Raw genomic sequence first — 22080 nt, 5'->3', positions numbered from 1 at the left:
ATGAACTTGAAAGAACTTCTGTATGCCGTTTTTGTCGGTGTAGTGTGTGGGGCTTGTTCGTCCGATGTGAAACAGCCTGTTGATTGCGTAGACCCGTTCATCGGTACCGGCTTCCACGGACATACCTATCCGGGGGCGACTGTGCCTTTCGGGGCAGTGCAACTGAGTCCCGACACGCGTGCCGGAAACTGGGATGCCTGTGCGGGGTACCACTATGACGACACCACTTTGAAGGGATTTTCGCATACCCACCTCAGCGGCACCGGCTGCATTGACTTGGGCGACGTCCTGTTTCGCCCCACTACACAAAAGCCGGACTTGACGGTCGAAACGCTTTGTCCTCCTGCGGCTTTCAGCCATAAGGAAGAGGAGGCTTCCGCCGGATATTATTCCGTCGTGCTGAAAGAAGAAGGCATAAAGGCAGAACTGACGGCAACCGCCCATGCCGGTGTGCACCGCTACACATTCCCCGCTGGAAAGGAAGCGGCTGTCATCATCGACTTGGCACACCTGCTCGATAACGAACATATCTATGAAGCTACACTGGAACAGACGTCCGACCATGAGATTGCCGGTATGCGCCGCACTAGGGGATGGACGGATAACCAGTATGTCTATTTCGTGGCGCAATTCTCTAAACCTTTTAAGACGGTGGACTTTGTGCAGGAACGGAAACCGGTTGCTGCACAGGCAAAATTGACCGGTACCCACTTGCAGGCTTGCTTGGCTTTTGACAACAGCGACGGAGAACCGTTGGTGGCAAAAGTCGGGCTGTCCGTTGTCAGCGAAAAGAATGCACGTGAAAATTTGGAATCCGAAGTGGCAGATTTCGATTTCGATGCCGTGCGCAGTGCTGCCCGTACTGTTTGGGAACAGGCACTCTCCACCATTGCGGTAGAAGGCGGCAATGCGGACGACAGGAAGATTTTCTATACGGCTTTGTATCATTCGATGGTGGTGCCCAATGTGGTGAGCGATGTGAATGGTGAGTATCGCCGTCACGACATGACGACAGGCAGGATGCCCGAGGGCAGGAAGCATTACTCCACTTTCTCCTTGTGGGACACTTTCCGTGCTTGGAATCCGCTGATGACACTACTCGATGCCGGATTGGTGAATGACATGGTGAACTCTTTCCTGGATATTTATGACGCTTCGGGCGAACTTCCCATCTGGCCCCTTTCTGCCGGGGAGACGGGGACGATGATAGGCTATCACTCCGCTTCTGTCATAGCAGATGCTTATCTGAAAGGCATTCGTGGGTTTGATGCCGAGAAAGCGCTGGAAGCAATGGTAGCCTCTGCCGAGAAGAACGAAAAAGGGGCGGACTACTATGTGCGGAACGGTTTCATCCCCTCGAACATCAAGCGGGAATCTATTTCTTGCCTGCTGGAATTTGCCTACGATGACTGGTGCATAGCCCGCATGGCGCAAGAGATGGGGAAAGAAGATATTTGCAAGACATTCATTGCACGTTCGCAAAACTATGTGAATGTGTTTGATGGGGCTACCAAGTTTTTCCGTCCCAAACGGATGGATGGCAATTGGGAAGCACCGTTCAAGCCGTTGGCGGTGGGACGTGCCTATACGGAGGCCACTGCCTGGCAATATCGTTTCTTTGTGCCGCATGATGTGAACGGCATGATGCAGCTGTTTGGCGGCAAGGATGAGTTTGTAGTGGCACTCGATTCCATATTCTCTTCGGACTTGAAGCTGGAAGGGGAACTTTCGGACATCACCGGCTTGATAGGCCAGTATGTGCATGGCAATGAGCCGAGCCATCATATCGCTTATCTGTATGACTATGTCGGCCAGCCTTGGAAAACCCAGGAGCTGACACGCCGGTTGCTGCGTGAGATGTATGCACCCACTCCCGAAGGCATCATCGGTAACGAAGATTGCGGGCAGATGTCGGCATGGTACATCCTTTCAAGTCTGGGCTTCTATTCCGTGTGTCCCGGTAGCAATGAATTTGCACTGACCACGCCGCTGTTTGATAAGGCGGTGATAAGGCTGGCCAACGGAAAGACATTGTCTGTGCTTGCCAACAATCCGGAAAAGAATATCTACGTAAACAAGGTAGAACTGAATGGAGAAGCCATAGAGGGTAACTTCATTACCTATGAACAGCTGATGGAAGGGGGCGAATTGCGTTTTACGCTGACAGACAAGCCGGACATGTCCCGGGGAGTTTCGGAAGAATCGGCACCTTACTCTTATACGAAAGAAAAGGTGGTATCTGTGCCATACGTGGACAAAGACCTGAATCTGTTTATGGACAAGATTACGGTAGCACTGGTCACGGTAACGGCAGGAGCGGAAGTGAGATATACGCTGGATGGAAGCGAACCTACAGAACTGTCACCGCTCTATGAGAAGCCGCTGGAACTGGATAGGACGACTCCCATAAAGGCGAAAGGGTTCAAGGACGGATTCCGCCCAAGCCATACACTCTCCATCATGGCCACCAAGGCTGAGATGAAACCGGCACTTGCCGTCCGTCCTGTGCGGAACGGCACATCCTACAAATATTTCGAGGGTACTTACCGGAAGGTGGCGGATATAGAGAAGAGTCCGTTACTTGACACCGGTATCATGGCAGAACCTTCCATCAAGGAGGCACGTCAGGAAGACCACTTCGGCTATATCTTCTCCGGCTTGATAGAGGTGCCCGAAGATGGAATCTACACCTTTATGACTCGTTCGGATGATGGCAGCGTATTGTACATTGATGATGAGATGGTGGTGAATAACGATGGTTCGCACGCCGCTATTCCTGCTACGGGGGCTGTGGCACTGAAGAAAGGATTCCATGCTTACAAGCTGTATTACTTTGAGGATTACGAAGGAGAAGAGCTGGGTTGGGGCTGGAAACTTCCTTCGGCACAGGAGCTGTCACCTATTCCTGCTTCTGCATTGTATGTGAAATAGTCAAAAAACAGATAACCATGAAGAAAATAGCTTTATTACTTTTCCCGCTTCTGCTCGCATCGTGCGGACAGGAGAAACAGGACAAGCCTGCCGTACAGGAATCTACTATGAATGTGATGTCTTTCAATATAAGGTATGACAATCCGGAAGACAGCCTGAACAATTGGCAGTACAGGAAAGACCGTGCGGCCAATGCCATCCGCTTTTATGATGCGGACATTGTGGGCACGCAGGAGGTGCTGCACAACCAGTTGCAGGACTTGCAGCAGCGCCTTCCGGATTATGGAGTGATAGGTGTGGGTCGCACAGATGGTAAGGAAAAAGGAGAATATAGCGCGCTCTGGTATAAGAAAGAGCGTTTTGAGGTACTTGATTCCGGCACATTCTGGCTGAGCGAAACGCCCGAAGTGGCAGGTTCCAAAGGTTGGGACGGTGCTTGTGAACGTGTTGCCTCATGGGCGAAATTGAAGGACAAGGTTTCGGGCAAGGAGTGCCTGGCCATGAACACGCACTTGGATCATGTGGGCGTTGTGGCACGCCGCGAGGGAATCAGCCTTATCTTGAATAAAGTGAAAGAATTGGGTAACGGGATGCCGGTGGTGCTGACCGGAGACTTTAACTCTACACCGGAGTCGGATGTCATCAAGCATATCACCAACCCGGAAGACCCGGGACATCTGACGGATGCACGCACGGTGTCGCCCGTGGTATATGGACCTGCATGGAGTTTCCACGATTTCGGCAGCATTCCCTACGAACGTCGTTCACTGATAGATTATGTGTTTGTGGGCAACGGATGGAAAGTGCTGAAATATGGTGTGCTGGCCGAGACGGAAAACGGGGCTTTCTTGTCGGACCATGCTCCGGTGCTGGTGACGGTAGAATGAAATGATATGTCGTAATTCACCACAGAGGACACAGAGTTTTTTTGAATTATGAATTAAGAGAAGAATTTGTGTCAATCTGGAAATTTGTGGTGAAAAATAAAAAATAAAAAGATGAAAAGAATAGCAAAGATAAGTGTATGGGCACTTTTGGCAATCGTGTTGCTGCCCGTTGGAACATCGGCACAAAGCCGCCGTGACAAAGAACAGACCTACGTGTTGGAACAACCGTATGAAGTGACCAAAATAACACCTCCGCAAGGCAAGAAGGTGAAGAACGTCATCCTGATGATTGGCGACGGGATGAGCTTGATGCACGTCTATTCGGCATGGACCGCAAACAGGGGAAAGCTTTTTCTGGACAACTGCCAGGCGGTGGGTTTGTCTAAGACTTATTGTGCCGACAAGCTGATTACGGACTCCGGTGCCGGAGGAACGGCGATTGCCACCGGACAAAAGACCAATTACCACTATGTGGGAGTGGATACGGAAGGGCGACCTTTGAAATCTCTGATTGATTTGGCTTCGGAAAAAGGAAAATCAACGGGTCTGGCAGTGACCTGCCGCCTGTGGGATGCCACTCCTGCCGACTTCTGCTGTCACAACAAGGACAGGGATGCAGAAGAGGATGTGGTGACGGGATATGTGGATTGCAAGGCCGACTATGTGTTTGGTGGCGGTGCACAATACTTCGAGAACCGGAAGGACGGACGCAATTTGTTTGAAGAACTGCGTACGAAGGGCTTCCAGACACCCCGCACTTGGGACGAACTGGCGGCTATAGGGAGTGGCAAGGTGTTTGCAGTGCCTTATCCAAAGGATACACCTCTTCCGGCAGAGCGTGGCGACCTCTTGGCGCGTGCATCCTTGAAAGGTATCGAATTACTGAATCAGAACAAGAAAGGGTTCTTCATGATGATAGAGGGCTCGCAGTTGGATGATTACGGACATTTCAACGACCTGGACTTGCTGATGCAGGAAACGCACGACTTTGACCGTACCATCGGAGCTATCTATGAATGGGCTGCCAAGGACGGCGAAACGCTGGTTGTAGTGACGGCCGACCATGAAACCGGAGGACTTACGCTTGTGGACGGCGATTTGAAACAAGGCAAGATTGTCTGCAAGTTTTCCACCGGCAGCCATAGCGGTGTGATGGTGCCTGTATATGCTTTTGGTCCCGGAGCGGAAGATTTTACCGGAATCTATGAGAATACGGCCATCTTTGATAAAATAAAGAAGTTGCTTAAATTATAACCAAATAACTCTATTTCCCATGCTGAAACATGTTTTATTGGCAGGTCTGTTGTCGCTCTCGGCGGGTTCGTCGCTCAATGCCCAGAGCTGTGGCAATGATGAAAAGTATCATTTGCCTTATAAAAATACGTATGTAAAAGAACCGTTGGTCACAGAAAACGAATATCGTGTGGCAAAACCTGAGACGATTGTGCCGAAAAGCTTCGAGGAAGCCCGGCAGATTCTTCCCAATCCCATTTGGGGCGGACACGAGAAAGAACTTGAAATGTATTGGAAGGCATGGGAAATAGCTATCGGCAATATCCGTGCTCCTCAAGCAGGCTCGGGTTTTGTCTCAAGCTATTTGGATACAGCTTATAATGGTAATATCTTTATGTGGGATTCCTCTTTCATTCTGATGTTTGCCCGTTATGGTACCCGTTTCTTTCCTTTCCAGAATACGCTGAACAACTTTTACGCCAAGCAGCATCCCGACGGTTTCATTTGCCGTGAAATAAAGGCGGATGGTGCCGATTGCTTCGAACGCTATGATCCGGTGAGTACCGGACCGAACTTGATGCCTTGGTGTGAGATGGTCTATTTCCATCAGTTTGGTGATACGGAACGCCTGCACAAGATATTTCCGGTACTTTGTGCTTATTATAAGTGGCTGAAATTGAACCATACCTGGAGAAATGGAACCTACTGGTCAAGCGGATGGGGAACCGGTATGGATAATATGCCCCGTGTTCCGTCGGAATATAGCCCTATCTACAGTCACGGGCATATGATTTGGCTGGATACAAACCTACAGCAATTATTTACTGCCAATTTACTACTTGAGATGGGATTTTATCTGGAACGTTGGCAAGAGATAGAAGAGTTTGAAGACGAAGCCAAGATGCTGGGAAAATATATCCATGACAATCTTTGGGATGAAAAGACCGGTTTCCTCTACGACCAGTATGCTGACGGTACGCTCTGTACAACCAAGGGAATAGGTGCCTATTGGGCTCTGTTTACTGATGTATTGGATTCTGTACAGTTGGACCGCATGGTGAAGGAATTGGATAATCCTGCCACATTCAACCGGAAACACCGTATTCCTTCTTTGTCTGCCGATAATCCCAAGTACAAGGAGAATGGCCGTTATTGGCAGGGTGGCGTATGGCCGGGAACTAATTACATGGTGATGCAGGGTCTTGTGCAGAAAGGTTATGGTAAACTGGCACGGGAGATTTGTTTGAATCATTATGCCCAGGTATTTGAGGTCTATAAGAAGACTGGAACTTTTTGGGAATATTATGCTCCGGAAAGTGCTGAGCCGGGATTTATGGCAAGGGATAATTTTGTGGGTTGGGCAGGACTTCCTCCTATTGCCGAATTGATAGAATTTATTATCGGTATTCGGGGAGATTATGCCAAAAAGCAGATTATCTGGGATATGAATTTGACGGAGACTAACGGCATAGAACGCTATCCTTTTGGTCCGGAAGGGCTTATCTCCTTAAAAGCTGAGGCACGCCGTTCGGCAAGTGATGAACCTCGTATTACAGTAGATTCCAATATAGATTTTGAACTGTGTGTACTCTATGGTGGAAAAGAGAAAAAGATAAATGTGACATCCGGTAAGCATACCTATTAAAGAAGACATCAATCATGAAAAACAATATGTCAAGACGCCAATTTCTGAAGACTGGCGGGCTTGCCTTGGCTGCTATGACCTTTCAGCCCGCTTCCGTATTATCTTCATCCGGGATTTTGAGCCGGAGATATGTTTCGTTGCGTCCTTCTGCAAGCAAAAGGAGCTTCATTTCGAAGGCAGTAGATGCTGCCATTGAAGAAGCAAAGCCTAAAATAAAGGACGAGAAGTTGCGTTGGATGTTCGAGAACTGTTTTCCCAATACGCTTGACACTACTGTCAGATATAGAGTGAAAAATGGCCGACCAGATACTTTCGTCATTACAGGTGATATAGATGCCATGTGGCTGCGCGACTCTTCAGCGCAAGTATGGCCCTATCTGCCGTTGATGAAGAAAGATAAGGACTTGCAGCTGATGGTGGCAGGACTTGTCAACAGACAGACTGAATGTATCTTGATAGACCCGTATGCCAATGCCTTCAACGACGGGCCGTTGGGCAGCTATTGGGAAACCGACCATACACAACATATGGTTAAGGAACTGCATGAACGCAAATGGGAGATAGATTCTTTGTGCTATCCCATTCGTTTGGCCTATCATTATTGGCAATACACGGAAGACACGTCTGTGTTCGATGAAAATTGGCATAAAGCTATGCTGCTGGTGGTCAAGACCTTTAAAGAGCAACAGAGGAAACAAGACTTAGGACCTTATAGCTTTACGCGCGATTGCGACCGCCCTACAGATTCGCAGATTAACAACGGATGGGGGGCACCGGTAAAGCCGGTCGGCTTAATCGTTTCTTCTTTCCGTCCGTCAGATGATGCTACACAATACGGTTTTCTGATTCCTTCTAATATGTTTGCGGTTGTGTCATTGCGCCAATTGGCTGAGATAGAGGATAAAGTTTATGGAAACAAGGACTTCTCCGGCGAATGTATAGCACTGGCAGATGAAGTGGATGCAGCTATCCGCAGGTATGGTACTTTCAATCATCCGGTTTGTGGACGTATTTATGCTTTTGAGGTCGACGGTTTTGGTAACGCGCTTTGTATGGACGATGCCAATGTACCCAGTTTGTTGGCTGCGCCTTATCTGGGTTATTGCTCTTTTAAAGATGCGATTTACCAGAATACCCGCAAAATGATATGGAGTGACAATAATCCTTATTTCTTTAAAGGAAAAGCCGGCGAAGGGGTAGGAGGCCCTCATGTGGGACTGAATTATATCTGGCCGATGAGCATCATTATGAAGGCTTTTACAACGGATGATTCCGAAGAAATACGTGCTTGTCTGAAGCAACTTCGTGATACGGACGGGGGGACGGGCTTTATGCATGAGTCTTTCCATTCGGAGGATGCCGCGGACTTTACTCGTTCCTGGTTTGCCTGGACAAATACTTTGTTCGGTGAACTGATACTGAAGACAGTCAAGGAATATCCCAACTTATTATCCCAAATACTATGAAGATAAGATATTGGTTACTGGCTATGTCATTCTTTTTTCTCTCTTGTGGGAGAGTGGCTGATGATGTAGCGACAAACTATGGTATTATACCCATGCCGAATGAACTTGCTCCAATGCAGGGAGTGTATGTCCTGCAAGGGGAAAAAACAGTGGCTGTCCCTTCCGGGGAAGCCGCGATGAAAGTTTTTCATTATTTGGAGGATGCGTTGAAAAACACTTCTGTAACGCTGAAGGGTATTTCGGAAACGGGAAAGGCTGATATTTGCTTATCCATAGATAATTCCTTGCCCGATGAGGCCTATACATTGGAGGTTTCTTCCGATAGGATAAATATATCTTCCAATGAAACTGCCGCCGGATTTTTTTATGGTGTCCAGTCTTTGCTGCAACTCATGCCGGCAGCCATTTATGATGGTGACCGGAAATACGAGGAAAAGATTAGGATTCCTGCTGTCAGCATTACGGATGCTCCCCGTTTTCCTCATCGTGGGGCTATGATGGATGTAGGACGTAATTTTCTGCCAAAAGAGGAAGTGCTGAAGTTTCTTGATTTGATGGCATTCTATAAATTGAATAAATTCCATTTTCATCTGACAGATGACCAAGGATGGAGAATAGAAATAAAGAAATACCCGAAACTGACTGAAATAGGTTCTTATCGTAAACAGACTCAGATAGGACACTCTGATTATTATTTTCCACGGCGTTACGATGGAAAAGAAAAGAGAGGCTATTATACGCAGGAAGAAATAAAGGAAATTGTGAAGTATGCATCCGACCGTTTCATTACGGTCATTCCCGAAATTGAAATGCCGGGACATGCATCCGCAGCACTGGCTTCCTATCCGGAACTTTCTTGCGGACTGGGAAAGACTTATGTGGTGCGTGATTATTTTGATGTTTTTGATGAGGTCTATTGTCCCAAAGAGCATACTTTTGAGTTTCTGGAAGATGTGCTGACGGAAGTTATGGAACTCTTCCCCAGCCATTATATCCACATTGGTGGAGATGAGTGCCCCAAGAAAGCATGGAAGAAGTGTGCCCATTGCCAGCATTTGATGAAGCGGGAAGGTCTGCCCGATGAAGAAGCTCTGCAAAGTTGGTTTATCCATCGGATTGAGCAATTTGTGAACAGCAAAGGGCGTGACATCATCGGGTGGGATGAGATTCTGGAAGGAGGGCTTGCCCCTAATGCTACCGTCATGTCATGGCGTGGCGAAAAAGGAGGCATCGAAGCGGCTCACCAACGGCATAAGGTCATTATGACACCCGGCAAAAAGTGTTATTTGGATTACTACCAGGAAAGTCCGGAATTTGCCCCGTTGGCTATCGGCGGTTTCCTTCCGTTGGATACGGTGTACAATTATAACCCGCTTCCTGCCGAGCTGACTCCGGAAGAACAAGCTTATATAATAGGTGTACAAGCCAATATCTGGGGAGAGTATATACAGAATCCCGAGTATTTTGAATATATGGCTTTCCCCCGTTTGCTGGCTATGTCAGAGGTGCAATGGACACTGCCGGAACATAAGGACTTCGAATCGTTTGCCCGCAGGCTGGATAAGGAGTTTGAACGATTGGATGATTGCGGAGTGAATGCTTGCCGCAACTTCTATGAAGTCAATCAGACTGGTGCGTGGAACAAGTCGCAACAGACTTATGAGGTGACTTTGAACACCTTCTGTCCGGATGCTGATATTTACTATGCCGTAAATGATTCAACGGTCAACACTTCATCTTCCCTTTATGAGACTCCGATACCGTTGGACGAGGATGCAACTGTTTATTCGGCAGTTTACAGAGACGGTAAGCCGCTGGGGAAAGTGACCCGCAAGAGTTTTGCTGTAAACAAGGCAACCGGATGTGACTATACTTGTAATCCTGAAGCAGGATGGGAACACTTGAATAAAGGCTTCGGGCTGACTGATGGACGACGTGGCTATGCCCGCGACATGCGTCGCTGGATTAGCTTCTACCAGGATACCGTACAGATTGTAGTGGAACTGAAGAAACCTCAAAAAGTCAAGGAAGTTGCCTTTTCTTCTTTATGGCGGCCGGTAAATGAGATATGGCCGGCAAGAGCGATGGGTGCCTCTGTTTCAATGGATGGTCAGACTTTTATTCCGGTGGGCACTAAACGGCTGACTTATGATTTTACCTTGACGGAAGGTACCCGCTTCCCGGCATCTCTTTCATTTGCCGAAACGGAAGCTGCATTTGTCCGCTTGGAATTATTGAGTGGTGGCTTGTGCCCGAAAGGATATTTTCATGAAGGGTTGCAGAGTGAGTTGGCAATAGATGAAATAGAAATATATTAATCTCAAGAAATGATGAAGAAAATAGTTGTTCTTTTAGTTGTACTGTTGGGCTGTATGCCGGTAACGGCTTTTGCGCAGAAGCAATTCTTTTTTAAGGATGGCAAGTTTGTAGTAGCACAGTTTACAGATTTGCACTGGATGCCGGGTTCTGCAAAGTGTGCCGAAACGGCAGCTACTATCCGTGCTGTCCTGGCAGCCGAACATCCGGACATTGCTGTACTGAGTGGGGATGTGGTGACCGATGACCCTGCTATGGATGGATGGAAAAGCGTAGTGGCTATTTTCAATGAGGCCAAGATGCCTTTTGTGGTGATGATGGGAAACCATGATGCCGAATACTTGACGCGCAATGAAATCTATGATTTCCTCTTGAAGTCTCCCTACTATGTGGGGGCAAAAGGCCCTGAAGATATTATGGGATGCGGCAATTGCGTGATTCCTATTTATAGTCCGGAGAAGAAGGACCAGGTAGAGGCATTGCTCTATTGCATGGATTCCAACGACTATCAGCCTAATAAAATCTATGGTGCTTACGACTGGATTCATTTCGACCAAATAGAATGGTACAGAAAGCAAAGTAAACACTTTGCGGAGAAAAACGGTGGTAATCCCGTCCCTGCTTTGGCCTTTTTCCATATTCCGCTGATTGAATACAACGAAATCAGAGGTGACGGGAAAACTTATGGCAATGACAAAGAAGGTGGAGTTGCCTCCGCTAACATCAATTCCGGTATGTTTGCTGCCTTCCTTGACATGAGGGATGTAATGGGAGTATTTGTGGGACATGACCATGATAACGACTTTATAGGAATAGATAAAGGTATTGCATTGGGATACGGACGGGTGACCGGTGCGGATGCGTATGGAGAGTTGACGAGAGGAGCCCGTATCATTGAACTGTACGAAGACCAATTCAAATTTGACACATGGATTTCCACTCCTTCGGGCAGGGAGGCTGCCTACTATTACCCTTCAGGTCTGAATTCGGATGAGGAGCAGAGTATGGCTTATTTGCCGGCTACGGGAACTTCTCCCAAGAAGCAGGGTGTGGCATATACCTATTATGAAGGCAAATGTAAACGTGTTGCCGATATTGCCGCCTGCAATAAAGTGAAGGAAGGGGTGATGAAGAACTTCTCGATTGAAGAAGCAGCCGTCCCTGATCATTTTGCTTATGATTTCCGTACGTTGGTGAAAATTCCAGAAAGGGGAGTATACCGTTTCTATACTTTTTCCGATGATGGTTCTAAACTATACATAGACGGTAAATTGATTGTTGATAACGACGGCGGACACAGCGGACGCCGTGCCGAAGGGAAAGTTGCTCTTGAAGCAGGATACCACGAGTTGCACCTGCTGTATTTCGAAGATTACATGGGCCAGGAATTGGAAGTCGGGTATTCGGGACGGAATGTTCTGGAAACCGTGTTGCCTGATACCATGTTGTTTGTACCGGATTAAATCAGCGCTGGTAACTCTTTGTCCGGTACTCTTTCCGATATTCATTGGGAGAGATTTTCTTCAAAGCTTTGAATTGGCGGGACAAGTTCTTCAGGTTGTTTATTCCGACTTGTTCCGCCACATCTGCAATCGGAGCATCACTGGCCAACAGCAATTGGGCAAAGCGTTCCATCCTAAGGTTGAAGATATATTTGTGGATGGACTGCTGGGTGACTTGCTTGAAACGAATCTCCAATAAACGGCGTGATAATGGTACCTGTTTCACTATATCCGATACAGTGATATCAGCCGCTATATTCTGATGGATATATTTCAGAGCGGTTTGGATATGGGTATCGGTGGTAGAATAGAAGTCGGTCGAAAGCCGGTTGATGATATTAACCGGTTGGAGCACAACGTCCTGATAAGTGGCCTCCTCATCATTCAATAGATGTTCTATGAGGGCGGCTGCCTCAAATCCGCCTCTTACAATGTTTTGGCTGATACTGGATAGGGGAGGGTCTGAAAGATTGCATATAATCTCATCATTGTCGACTCCTAATATTGCTATCTTGTCGGGCACTCTGATGTTGTTGACTTTACAGATTTCCGTAATGCGGTTGCCTTGATTGTCATCGCAAGCCATGAGTGCCGTAGGTTGTGGCAATGACTTTAACCAATTGAGCAGGGGCGGTGCCTCATAAAACCATAAGTCATCAAGGGATTGGTCCTGATAAGAATAGAAATTGTTTCCAAACCCTTGGGCTGCTATACATTCATAGAAACCCTCGCAACGTTCTTGTGACCATACCGTATCGCGATAACCGTAGAATGCGAAATTCTGAAAGCCTTTACTCAGAAAAAACTCTGCTGCCATTCTGCCGGTCTTGCGGTAATCGCCGGTGATGTTTGGAATATTGCTGAACCTTGATTTATAATCCTGGGCCAACGCGATAATTCCGTTTTCACGGAATAGCTCCACATTGTCATCATTGTCAAATCTGCCGATGATTGCATCTGCCTGCCATGTCTTTGCCCATTTCAAGACTCCTTCTATACCATGACTGTTTTTGTAGGAGGGCGGCATACGGCATACTACCCATGGCTCATGGCTTTTGGAATAGGCCAATACCCCCTTTAGCAGATTGTACGAAAAGGACTCTGTAAAATCGGTCAATAATATCAATCGAATCATAGCAGTTGACTAAATGTAACTGATTGTTACTTATACAAATGTTAGCTTAATTGACAAATATAGGATTTTATTTCTTTTTCTTCAAATCTTTTCCCTCATATTTGCAGATTGCTTCAACCCATTCTTCTTCCAGTGGCTTGGATTCGTGTTTGGCAAGGTCGAAGGCTACCATGACGGAAGTACAAACGCATTTTACTTCTTGAGTTTCCGTATCGATGACACGCTGTGCCAGATGGAAACTCTTGGTCCCTATTTCGGTAACGGCTGTTTGCACGGCAATATGGTCCGAACCATAAATTTGTGCAAGGAAATTTGCTTCGATATGGACGACAACAATGCCATCCTTTTCCCAATCTACATTCGGGCATACGGAAGCGAAGTATTCTGTTTTTCCTAAATCATAGAAAGAGAAGTAAACAGTGTTGTTTACATGGCCGAATTTGTCGATGTCATTAAAGCGTAATTGTATGGGCAGGGTGTGGTTAAATTGAATTTCTTCCATTGTTTTCTCTTAAACTTTGTTTATAATCGCTGCAAAAATACTATTTTTGCGTGTTAATCCGTGAACTTATATATCAAGAAATGATAGAAGACATCAAAAAAGCCTGCCAGGTAATGAGCGAGGGCGGGGTAATTCTGTATCCGACAGATACGATTTGGGGTATAGGTTGTGACGCTACCAATGAAGAAGCGGTGCGCCGTGTATATGAAATCAAGCAACGCTCTGACAGTAAGGCGATGCTGGTATTGGTAGATTCTCCGGTAAAGGTGGATTTCTATGTGCAGGATGTTCCGGAGGTTGCCTGGGATTTGATAGAACTGGCTGACAAGCCCCTTACCATAATTTATTCCGGAGCGCGTAATCTGGCTCCTAACTTGCTTGCCGAAGATGGTAGTGTAGGTATCCGTGTCACCAGTGAGGCATTTTCAAAACGGCTTTGTCAGCAGTTCCGCAAGGCGATAGTCTCTACTTCTGCCAATGTCAGCGGGCAACCGTCTCCCGGTAACTTCAGTGAAATAAGTGAAGACATCAAGTCTGCGGTGGATTATATAGTAGGATACCGCCAGGAGGAAACGGGACGCCCGAAACCGTCCAGTATCATCAAGTTGGGCAAGGGTGGAGTCATTAAGATTATTCGCGAATAAAAGGAAAAATGGCAGAGGACAAGAGGAGTTTGTTGCAGCGCTTCATCATATGGCGCGAAAAGAATATCAAGGAAAAGCGGTTCATACTGATTCTCAGTTTTCTTGTAGGTATCTTTACGGCATTCGCCGCACTGATACTGAAAGTCATCATACACTGGATACAGAACTTCCTGACGGATAATTTCAATGCGACGGAAGCCAACTACCTTTATCTGGTCTATCCGGTAGTGGGTATCTTCCTGACCGGATTGTTTGTCCGCTACGTGGTGAAGGACGACATCAGTCATGGTGTTACCAAAATCCTATACGCCATCTCGCGGCGGCAGGGACGCATCAAACGGCATAACACTTGGTCGTCCATCATAGCCAGTTCCATTACCATCGGTTTCGGTGGTTCGGTCGGGGCGGAGGCGCCTATTGTGCTGACGGGTTCGGCTATCGGTTCCAATCTGGGAACCATCTTCAAGATGGAGCATCGTACGCTGATGCTATTGGTGGGATGTGGTGCTGCCGGTGCGGTTGCAGGCATTTTCAAGGCGCCGATTGCCGGTCTGGTATTTACGCTGGAGGTACTGATGATAGATTTGACAATGTCCTCCTTGTTGCCGTTGCTGATATCTGCGGTGACGGCTGCAACTGTTTCCTATATCGTGACGGGTACGGATGCCATGTTCAAATTCCATCTGGACCAAGCTTTCGAATTGGAGCGTATTCCGTATGTCATTATGCTGGGTATCTTCTGTGGATTGGTTTCCCTTTATTTTACCCGGGCCATGAACTCTGTGGAAGGCGTGTTCGGAAGGTTGAGAACTCCATATAAGAAGCTGATAATGGGTGGTGCCATGCTGAGTATCTTGATATTCCTTTTTCCTCCGTTGTATGGCGAAGGTTACGATACGATAGAGTTGTTGCTGAATGGGATGAGCAATGCCGAATGGGACACGGTGATGAATAATTCCTTCTTCTACGGGCACGGCAACCTGTTGCTGATATACCTCATACTGATTATTCTGTTTAAGGTCTTTGCTTCGAGTGCCACGAATGGCGGTGGCGGTTGCGGCGGTATCTTCGCACCTTCGTTGTATCTGGGTTGTATTGCCGGTTTTGTCTTTTCACATTTCAGCAATGAAATAGAGATGACGGCTTATCTGCCCGAGAAGAACTTTGCCTTGATGGGAATGGCGGGGGTCATGAGTGGGGTCATGCACGCTCCGCTGACCGGCGTGTTCCTCATAGCCGAGCTTACGGGAGGATACGACCTGTTTCTGCCACTGATGATTGTTTCCGTCAGTTCCTATCTTACCATCATCATGTTCGAGCCTCATAGTATCTATTCCATGCGTTTGGCCAAGAAAGGAGAACTGTTGACGCACCATAAGGACAAGGCTATCCTTACCCTGATGAAAATGGAGAATGTGGTGGAAAAGGATTTTGTGACCGTGCATCCCGAAATGGATTTGGGTGAACTGGTAAAGGCTATTTCCGCCTCGCATCGCAATGTTTTTCCCGTGACGGATAAGGAAGGGGTGTTGATTGGCATTGTCTTGTTGGACGATATCCGGAACATTATGTTCCGCCAGGAGTTATATCATCGCTTCACGGTGGGAAAACTGATGACTTCGGCTCCGGCACGTCTGTATGATACGGACAGTATGGAGCAGGTGATGCGCACCTTTGATGATACGAAGGCGTGGAATCTGCCGGTGGTGGATGCGGAAAACAAATACTTGGGCTTCGTGTCCAAGTCGAAGATATTCAACTCGTACCGTGAAGTATTGGTACATTTTTCAGAAGACTGAGGACTTTTTGGTATTTACTATTTTACTATTTACAAGTTACTATTTGCCGTTCGGGGTGATGGGGCATTGTAAATCGCAAAGAAGATGCTTCGTACATTGTAAATGGTAAATTGTAAATGGGCAAATGAGTTGCCTCGCAAATGGTACATTGTAAATGGTAAATTGTAAATGAAATGGTGGAAAAGAAGAATTTGAGGATTGTATATATGGGTACTCCCGACTTTGCGGTGGAGGCTCTTCGTTGTCTGGTAGAAGGAGGTTACAATGTGGTGGGTGTCATTACGATGCCCGACAAGCCTGCCGGACGGGGACATAAGCTCCAATTCTCTCCGGTGAAACAGTATGCACTGGAACATAATCTTCCGCTTCTTCAGCCGGAGAAGCTGAAGGATGAGGCTTTTGTGGAGGCGTTGCGTGCATGGAAGGCCGATTTGCAGATAGTCGTTGCCTTCCGCATGTTGCCGGAGGTGGTATGGAACATGCCGCGATTGGGCACCTTCAACCTGCATGCTTCCCTGCTTCCGCAGTATCGCGGCGCAGCCCCCATCAACTGGGCGGTGATTAATGGTGATACGGAAACGGGCATCACCACTTTCTTCCTGAAACATGAGATTGACACCGGTGAGGTTATCCAGCAGGTACGGGTACCCATTGCCGATACGGACAACGTGGGTATCGTCCACGACAAACTGATGCTGTTGGGCGGTCGCCTGGTGGTAGAAACCGTAGATGCCATTCTTGCCGGTACAGTGAAAAGTATTCCTCAAGAAGAAATGGCCGTCGTGGGTGAACTGCGTCCGGCACCGAAAATCTTCAAAGATACTTGTCGTATTGACTGGAACCGCCCGGTGAAGCGTATTTACGATTTTGTACGCGGCCTTTCTCCCTATCCTGCCGCTTGGACGGAGCTGGTCCAACCCGGTGGAGAATCTGTTGTGGTAAAAATCTTCGAGACGGAGAAAATAGGGGAATCCCATCAACTGGTTCCCGGAACCTTGCAGACAGACGGGAAGACCTATATCCGCGTTGCTGCCGAAGATGGCTTTGTCGGCATCTGCTCCCTCCAGCTTCCGGGCAAGAAGAAACTGAAAACGGATGAACTGTTGCGCGGCTTCCGGTTGACGGAAGGATACGTGATGAAATAACTGATTGTCATTCAATGACTTCCTACTGCAAAACTACTGCACTCGTTTTGCAGCGTCACTGCAAACCGCTTTGCAGTGTTGCTGCAACTAATATGCAGTGTGACTGCAACTGCTTTGCAGTGCTACTGCAACACGTTTGCAGTGACGCTGCAAAAGGTATGCAGTAAGTTTGCAGTGAGAGTTTTGATTTCCAATGTTAGGCTGAATTAAATCTTTTCTCTATATTTGTACATAACAAAGTTCGTAAACTTTAGAACATAACATTATGAAACCAATCATATCCCCTTCTATTCTCTCTGCCGATTTTGGTTATCTGGCACGAGACATTGAAATGATTAACGAAAGTGAGGCGGAGTGGGTACATATCGACATCATGGACGGTGTGTTTGTCCCTAATATTTCTTTCGGATTCCCGGTACTGAAGTATGTGGCAAAACTGTCGCAGAAGCCTTTGGATGTGCATCTGATGATTGTACAGCCGGAGAAGTTTATTCCGGAGGTGAAGGCTCTGGGAGCACATGTCATGAATGTGCATTACGAGGCTTGTCCGCATCTGCACCGCGTGGTGCAGCAAATCCGCGAAGCAGGGATGCAGCCGGCGGTAACGATTAATCCGGCAACTCCCGTGTCCTTGTTGAAGGATATTATTAATGATGTATACATGGTGCTGATAATGAGCGTAAATCCCGGCTTCGGCGGACAAAAGTTCATAGAGCATTCTCTTGATAAAGTGCGCGAGTTGCGTGAATTGATTACGGTTACCGGTTCGCAGGCCTTGATAGAAGTGGACGGTGGCGTAAACTTGGAAACCGGTTCGCGTCTGGTAGAAGCTGGAGCAGATGTACTGGTGGCAGGCAATGCCGTTTTCTCGGCTCCCGATCCGAAGGAGGCCATCCGTGCATTAAGGAATCTGTAATCCGTCTTCTGGATTGATAATCGACAGCTGGCAACGGCATCCTTTCCTTCGACTGTTGATGCCGTTGGTAGTTGGTATTTTGTGTGGAGATGCGTTTCCACACGTGCTTTCTGCATGGGAGTATGTGGCAGGTTTTCTGCTTTTTCTTTTTATTATAGGTAGATACAAGCATACCGGATGGGTGTATGGAGCGGCGGTATACCTTTTCTTGGGTGGTACGGGGGGCTGCTTGATGAGTTGGCAGCAGGGAAAGACGGTATTTCCCTTTTCGGGCAAACCTGCTGTTTATAGGGTTTGTATCCGCGAGCATCCAGAAGAGAGGGAGCGCAGCATATTGTGCAGGGTTGCCCTGCTGGGAGAGGTGGAGCAGGATACAGTTACGGGTTGTCCCCGGAATCATCTTTTTCTGGCTTATTTCCCGAAAGATTCTGCTACGGTCACTTTGTGCCGTGGTGATGAGTTGTTGGTATCTGTCCGGCTTGCTCCTCTGGCGAACAATGGTAATCCCGACGAGTTTGACTATGCTCGCTACCTGAGGCGGAAAGGTTATAGCGGCACGGCCTACGTGGCTGACGGACATTGGCGGAAGACGGGGCATGATGCCTCCCGCACTGTCAGCCAGGTGGCACTGGATTATAGGGCGAAAGTAGTTGGCTTATACCGGAGTTTGGGTTTTGAAGCTGATGAATTGGCCGTACTTTCTGCGTTGACGGTGGGGGATAAAGAGGAACTGAGCGATGATATTGTGGAGACCTACTCTGTCTCGGGAGCCAGCCATGTACTGGCACTTTCGGGATTGCATATAGGGTTTCTGTATGCTTTGCTCTTGTTTGTGCTTCGTCCTTTGTGGAGGCGATGGCGGCGGTTGAAACCTTTGTTGCTTTTGCTTCTGGTCCTTTTCTTGGTGAGTTTTGCTTTTTTCACGGGATTGTCTTCCTCGGTGGTGCGGTCGGTCATCATGTTCTCTTTGTTGGCGTTTGCCGGTTTGCAGCCGGAAAAGCCGCTGACTCTGAATACGCTGGCGGCAACTGCTTTCCTGATGCTGCTGTGCAAGCCGGTCTGGTTGTTTGATGTCGGTTTTCAGTTGTCATTCTCGGCGGTTGCAGCTATTGTACTTGTACAGCCTAAGTTATATGCCCTTTGGAAGGTTGACAATCGTTTCCTGCGATATTTGTGGGGACTTATGACAGTGTCCATGGCGGCTCAGCTGGGTACGGCCCCTTTGGTCATTTTCTATTTCTCCCGTTTTTCCACTCATTTTCTGTTGACTAATCTTTGGGTAATTCCCATGGTGTCGCTCGTTCTGTATTCGGCTGTCTTTCTGTTGATGCTTACGCCGCTGCCTTTTGTACAACATCTGTTTGCAAGGGTAGTAGAGGCATTGGTACATGTCCAGAATGAAGTGCTCCGCTGGATAGAGCATCTTCCCGGCGCTGCTGTTGATGATATTTGGCTGGATATATGGGGTGTTTTGCTCGTCTATCTGTTCTTGGGGATGGCATATTATGGCTTTCTACGCCTTACGGTACGTAGAGTCTGCTTTGCGTTGCTGGCATTGTTGGCAGTGGTTTCCTGGCATTCCCTTTCCATCATGTCCAATGCTCCCCGGCAGAGGATTGCTTTTTATAGCGTGAGAGGTTGTCCCATTGTCCATTGTATGGCAGACAACCGTCATTCTTGGTTGGCATGTACCGATAGCTTGCCGGATATGCCGCGTCTGTGCCGTGTCCTTTCTCCGCATTGGAACCGCCTGCGTCTGGAGACTCCCCGACTGGTTGCCGGAGATTATACCACTTCCGGCTTATCCATGCGCAACCAGATTGTCTCTTACGCCGGTAAGCGCATCTGTCTTCTTTCCGACAACCGTTGGAGAAACAAGAGCTCTTCCCGTCCCCTTTCAGTTGATTATCTGTATGTCTCCAAGGGGTATCAAGGTGGGATAGAGGAACTTACTTCGCTCTTTTCCATGGGCATGGTGGTGCTTGACGCTTCTCTTTCAGACTATTATCAGAATAAGATTGCCAATGATTGCGTTCGCTTAGGTATTCCCTATCTTCTTCTTTCTCAAAAAGGTTCTTACCGCATATTGTTATAAATCACAAACTTTTCGTACTTTTGCCCCTTCAATTTGTTATAAACGCCAAATAGTAAATAGTCAATCGTCAAATAGTAAATAAAAATATGTTGACCAAAGTAATAGAACAATCCAAGATAGACCATTTCACCAAATGGTTTGACCGTGCAGACAAGATAGTAATCGTTTCACATGTGGGTCCCGACGGGGACGCCATCGGCTCTTCTCTGGGCTTGTGGCACTTCTTCAGCTCGCAGGGAAAGACGGCGAATGTTATTGTGCCGAACGCCTTTCCCGACTTCTTGAAATGGATGCCCGGGAGCAAGGACGTCCTTCTGTACGACCGCTACAAGGAGTTTGCCGACAAGCTGATTGCCGAGGCGGATGTCATTTGTTGTCTGGACTTTAATGCTATCCATCGTATAGATGCCATGGGTGACGCTGTTCTTGCATCCCCGGCAAGAAAAATACTGATAGACCATCATCTCCATCCGGAGGATTTCTGCAAGATTATCATTTCCCATCCGGAGATATCTTCCACTTCGGAACTGGTTTTCCGCCTGATTTGCCGTATGGGCTATTTCAGTGACATTTCAAGGGAAGGAGCAGAGTGCATCTATACGGGTATGATGACGGATACCGGCGGGTTTACTTACAATTCCAATAACCGGGAAATCTATTTCATCATCAGCGAACTGTTGTCGAAAGGTATTGACAAGGACGAGATTTACCGCAAGGTGTTCAATACTTATTCAGAAAGCCGTTTGCGCCTAATGGGATATGTCTTGTCACAAATGAAGGTCTATCCGGACTATCATGCAGCCTTAATTTCTCTGACTAAAGCCGAACAAAGCCAGTTCGACTATGTGCGTGGAGATAGTGAGGGGTTTGTGAACATTCCTTTAAGCATCAAAGGGGTAATTTTCTCTTGCTTCCTGCGTGAAGATACGGAGAAGCCGATGATAAAGATTTCTTTACGTTCGGTCGGTACATTCCCCTGCAATCAGCTGGCTGCCGAGTTCTTTGGCGGCGGCGGTCATTTGAATGCTTCCGGCGGTGAATTTTATGGAACGATGGATGAGGCCCGCAAGGTCTTTGAGCAGGCTTTGGAGAAATACAAACCGCTGCTGAATGCCAAAGGATAAAAAAAGTTCAGTTGTAAAGGTTAAAAGTTACGAACTTTCTATCCGCAGCTTTCAACTTTCAAGGAAATCAGATACTTTTGTACGAAATTACTAAATAACAGAAATGAAGAAACTTACTTTATTCTTTTTTGCCTTACTTGCAGTTTGTTTAGCCTTCCAGGCATGCGATAATTCTAAAACTTATGCCGAAATGCTTGAGGAAGAAAAAGATGCCATCAAAGCATTTATCAAAGACAGTAGCATTGTCGTTATTTCTCAAAGTGAATTCTATGCGCAAGATTCGACAACGGATGTAAGCAGGAATGAGTATGTGCAGCTGGCAAGCGGGGTGTATATGCAGATTGTGGATAAAGGTTCGACGAATCCTGCAGATACAGTTAAACCGAATGATTTGATTTTGGTGCGCTTTGAAGAACAAGGGTTGATAGCTGTTGGAGGGGTGAAATCGTATATAACCAATATGAATAGTCCGACTGTTGTGGATGAGTTTAGATATTCTGTTACTTCTTCGTCTATTGCCGGACTTTTCACTCAAGGCTATATGCTTATATATCATGGTTCGTCTGTACCTGCTGGCTGGCTGGTTGCGTTGAATTATATTCGTAACGGAGCACATGTGAAGCTGATTGTTCCTTCCAAGATGGGACAGTCGGATGCTATGCGGGACGTTCATCCTTATTATTACGATTTACATAAACTCCAAATTTGGAACTAACCGATAAATTTTAAATCATTAACCT

Annotated in this window: 16 protein-coding genes; 14 read left to right on the top strand and 2 right to left on the bottom strand. The window is 47.2% G+C overall.

Annotation, left to right across the window (positions count from 1 at the left end):
• The 7 genes from DW800_RS07810 (at position 1) to DW800_RS07780 (ending at position 11941) form a co-directional block, all read left to right on the top strand.
• Positions 1–2931, top strand: a complete 2931-nt coding sequence (locus DW800_RS07810) for a GH92 family glycosyl hydrolase (RefSeq protein WP_119957958.1) — start codon at positions 1–3, stop codon at positions 2929–2931.
• A gap of 17 nt (positions 2932–2948) precedes the next feature.
• Positions 2949–3818, top strand: coding sequence for an endonuclease/exonuclease/phosphatase family protein (locus DW800_RS07805; protein ID WP_025834044.1), 870 nt, complete (start codon positions 2949–2951; stop codon positions 3816–3818).
• A gap of 111 nt (positions 3819–3929) precedes the next feature.
• Complete coding sequence (locus tag DW800_RS07800; protein WP_119957957.1) at positions 3930–5072, top strand: alkaline phosphatase; 1143 nt, start codon at positions 3930–3932, stop codon at positions 5070–5072.
• Between the two features lie 19 nt (positions 5073–5091).
• Positions 5092–6696, top strand: a complete 1605-nt coding sequence (locus tag DW800_RS07795; RefSeq protein WP_119957956.1) for an MGH1-like glycoside hydrolase domain-containing protein — start codon at positions 5092–5094, stop codon at positions 6694–6696.
• 14 nt (positions 6697–6710) lie between these two features.
• On the top strand, positions 6711–8162 hold the full coding sequence (locus DW800_RS07790; protein ID WP_025834045.1) for a glycoside hydrolase family 125 protein: 1452 nt from the start codon (positions 6711–6713) through the stop codon (positions 8160–8162).
• Entirely contained in the window at positions 8159–10480 is a 2322-nt protein-coding gene (locus tag DW800_RS07785) for a glycoside hydrolase family 20 protein (RefSeq protein ID WP_119957955.1), read from the top strand. Before DW800_RS07790 ends, DW800_RS07785 begins: the two co-directional genes overlap by 4 nt.
• Positions 10481–10492: 12 nt before the next feature.
• Complete coding sequence (locus DW800_RS07780; protein ID WP_119957981.1) at positions 10493–11941, top strand: PA14 domain-containing protein; 1449 nt, start codon at positions 10493–10495, stop codon at positions 11939–11941.
• A gap of 1 nt (position 11942) precedes the next feature.
• On the opposite strand, the gene DW800_RS07775 is transcribed toward DW800_RS07780, so the two are convergent.
• Together DW800_RS07775 and DW800_RS07770 are read right to left on the bottom strand one after the other, a co-directional pair.
• Entirely contained in the window at positions 11943–13115 is a 1173-nt protein-coding gene (locus tag DW800_RS07775) for a xylose operon transcription regulator XylR (protein ID WP_025834049.1), read from the bottom strand.
• Between the two features lie 67 nt (positions 13116–13182).
• Positions 13183–13617: an acyl-CoA thioesterase gene (locus DW800_RS07770; RefSeq protein ID WP_025834051.1), complete on the bottom strand. Its 435-nt coding sequence runs from the start codon at positions 13615–13617 to the stop codon at positions 13183–13185.
• Positions 13618–13697: 80 nt separating this feature from the next.
• Here DW800_RS07770 and DW800_RS07765 point away from each other — a divergent pair, with 80 nt between their 5' ends.
• The 7 genes from DW800_RS07765 to DW800_RS07735 all read left to right on the top strand — a co-directional run bounded on the left by DW800_RS07765 (position 13698) and on the right by DW800_RS07735 (position 22055).
• Positions 13698–14261: an L-threonylcarbamoyladenylate synthase gene (locus DW800_RS07765; RefSeq protein ID WP_005830050.1), complete on the top strand. Its 564-nt coding sequence runs from the start codon at positions 13698–13700 to the stop codon at positions 14259–14261.
• An 8-nt stretch (positions 14262–14269) separates the two neighbouring features.
• Complete coding sequence (locus DW800_RS07760) at positions 14270–16060, top strand: chloride channel protein (RefSeq protein ID WP_016273078.1); 1791 nt, start codon at positions 14270–14272, stop codon at positions 16058–16060.
• A gap of 173 nt (positions 16061–16233) precedes the next feature.
• Complete coding sequence (gene fmt, locus DW800_RS07755; protein ID WP_005833316.1) at positions 16234–17205, top strand: methionyl-tRNA formyltransferase; 972 nt, start codon at positions 16234–16236, stop codon at positions 17203–17205.
• Between the two features lie 265 nt (positions 17206–17470).
• Positions 17471–18121, top strand: a complete 651-nt coding sequence (rpe, locus tag DW800_RS07750; RefSeq protein ID WP_005830060.1) for a ribulose-phosphate 3-epimerase — start codon at positions 17471–17473, stop codon at positions 18119–18121.
• 58 nt (positions 18122–18179) lie between these two features.
• Positions 18180–20216, top strand: a complete 2037-nt coding sequence (locus DW800_RS07745) for a ComEC/Rec2 family competence protein (RefSeq protein WP_117703979.1) — start codon at positions 18180–18182, stop codon at positions 20214–20216.
• Between the two features lie 86 nt (positions 20217–20302).
• Positions 20303–21340, top strand: a complete 1038-nt coding sequence (locus DW800_RS07740; protein ID WP_005830066.1) for a DHH family phosphoesterase — start codon at positions 20303–20305, stop codon at positions 21338–21340.
• 103 nt (positions 21341–21443) lie between these two features.
• Positions 21444–22055, top strand: a complete 612-nt coding sequence (locus DW800_RS07735; RefSeq protein ID WP_005830068.1) for a DUF4827 domain-containing protein — start codon at positions 21444–21446, stop codon at positions 22053–22055.
• Positions 22056–22080 lie beyond the last annotated feature (25 nt).

The organism is Bacteroides sp. AM32-11AC (assembly GCF_003603515.1).
Taxonomy (GTDB): domain Bacteria; phylum Bacteroidota; class Bacteroidia; order Bacteroidales; family Bacteroidaceae; genus Bacteroides; species Bacteroides uniformis.
Note: the sequence above shows the minus strand (reverse complement) of the source record. Positions and strands in the feature narration are given on the sequence as shown.

Coding starts and splice junctions, on each gene's coding strand:
- DW800_RS07810 (WP_119957958.1), top strand. CDS start 1: ATGAACTTGAAAGAACTTCTGTATGCCGTTTTTGTCGGTGTAGTGTGT.
- DW800_RS07805 (WP_025834044.1), top strand. CDS start 2,949: ATGAAGAAAATAGCTTTATTACTTTTCCCGCTTCTGCTCGCATCGTGC.
- DW800_RS07800 (WP_119957957.1), top strand. CDS start 3,930: ATGAAAAGAATAGCAAAGATAAGTGTATGGGCACTTTTGGCAATCGTG.
- DW800_RS07795 (WP_119957956.1), top strand. CDS start 5,092: ATGCTGAAACATGTTTTATTGGCAGGTCTGTTGTCGCTCTCGGCGGGT.
- DW800_RS07790 (WP_025834045.1), top strand. CDS start 6,711: ATGAAAAACAATATGTCAAGACGCCAATTTCTGAAGACTGGCGGGCTT.
- DW800_RS07785 (WP_119957955.1), top strand. CDS start 8,159: ATGAAGATAAGATATTGGTTACTGGCTATGTCATTCTTTTTTCTCTCT.
- DW800_RS07780 (WP_119957981.1), top strand. CDS start 10,493: ATGAAGAAAATAGTTGTTCTTTTAGTTGTACTGTTGGGCTGTATGCCG.
- DW800_RS07775 (WP_025834049.1), bottom strand. CDS start 13,115: ATGATTCGATTGATATTATTGACCGATTTTACAGAGTCCTTTTCGTAC.
- DW800_RS07770 (WP_025834051.1), bottom strand. CDS start 13,617: ATGGAAGAAATTCAATTTAACCACACCCTGCCCATACAATTACGCTTT.
- DW800_RS07765 (WP_005830050.1), top strand. CDS start 13,698: ATGATAGAAGACATCAAAAAAGCCTGCCAGGTAATGAGCGAGGGCGGG.
- DW800_RS07760 (WP_016273078.1), top strand. CDS start 14,270: ATGGCAGAGGACAAGAGGAGTTTGTTGCAGCGCTTCATCATATGGCGC.
- fmt (WP_005833316.1), top strand. CDS start 16,234: ATGGTGGAAAAGAAGAATTTGAGGATTGTATATATGGGTACTCCCGAC.
- rpe (WP_005830060.1), top strand. CDS start 17,471: ATGAAACCAATCATATCCCCTTCTATTCTCTCTGCCGATTTTGGTTAT.
- DW800_RS07745 (WP_117703979.1), top strand. CDS start 18,180: ATGCCGTTGGTAGTTGGTATTTTGTGTGGAGATGCGTTTCCACACGTG.
- DW800_RS07740 (WP_005830066.1), top strand. CDS start 20,303: ATGTTGACCAAAGTAATAGAACAATCCAAGATAGACCATTTCACCAAA.
- DW800_RS07735 (WP_005830068.1), top strand. CDS start 21,444: ATGAAGAAACTTACTTTATTCTTTTTTGCCTTACTTGCAGTTTGTTTA.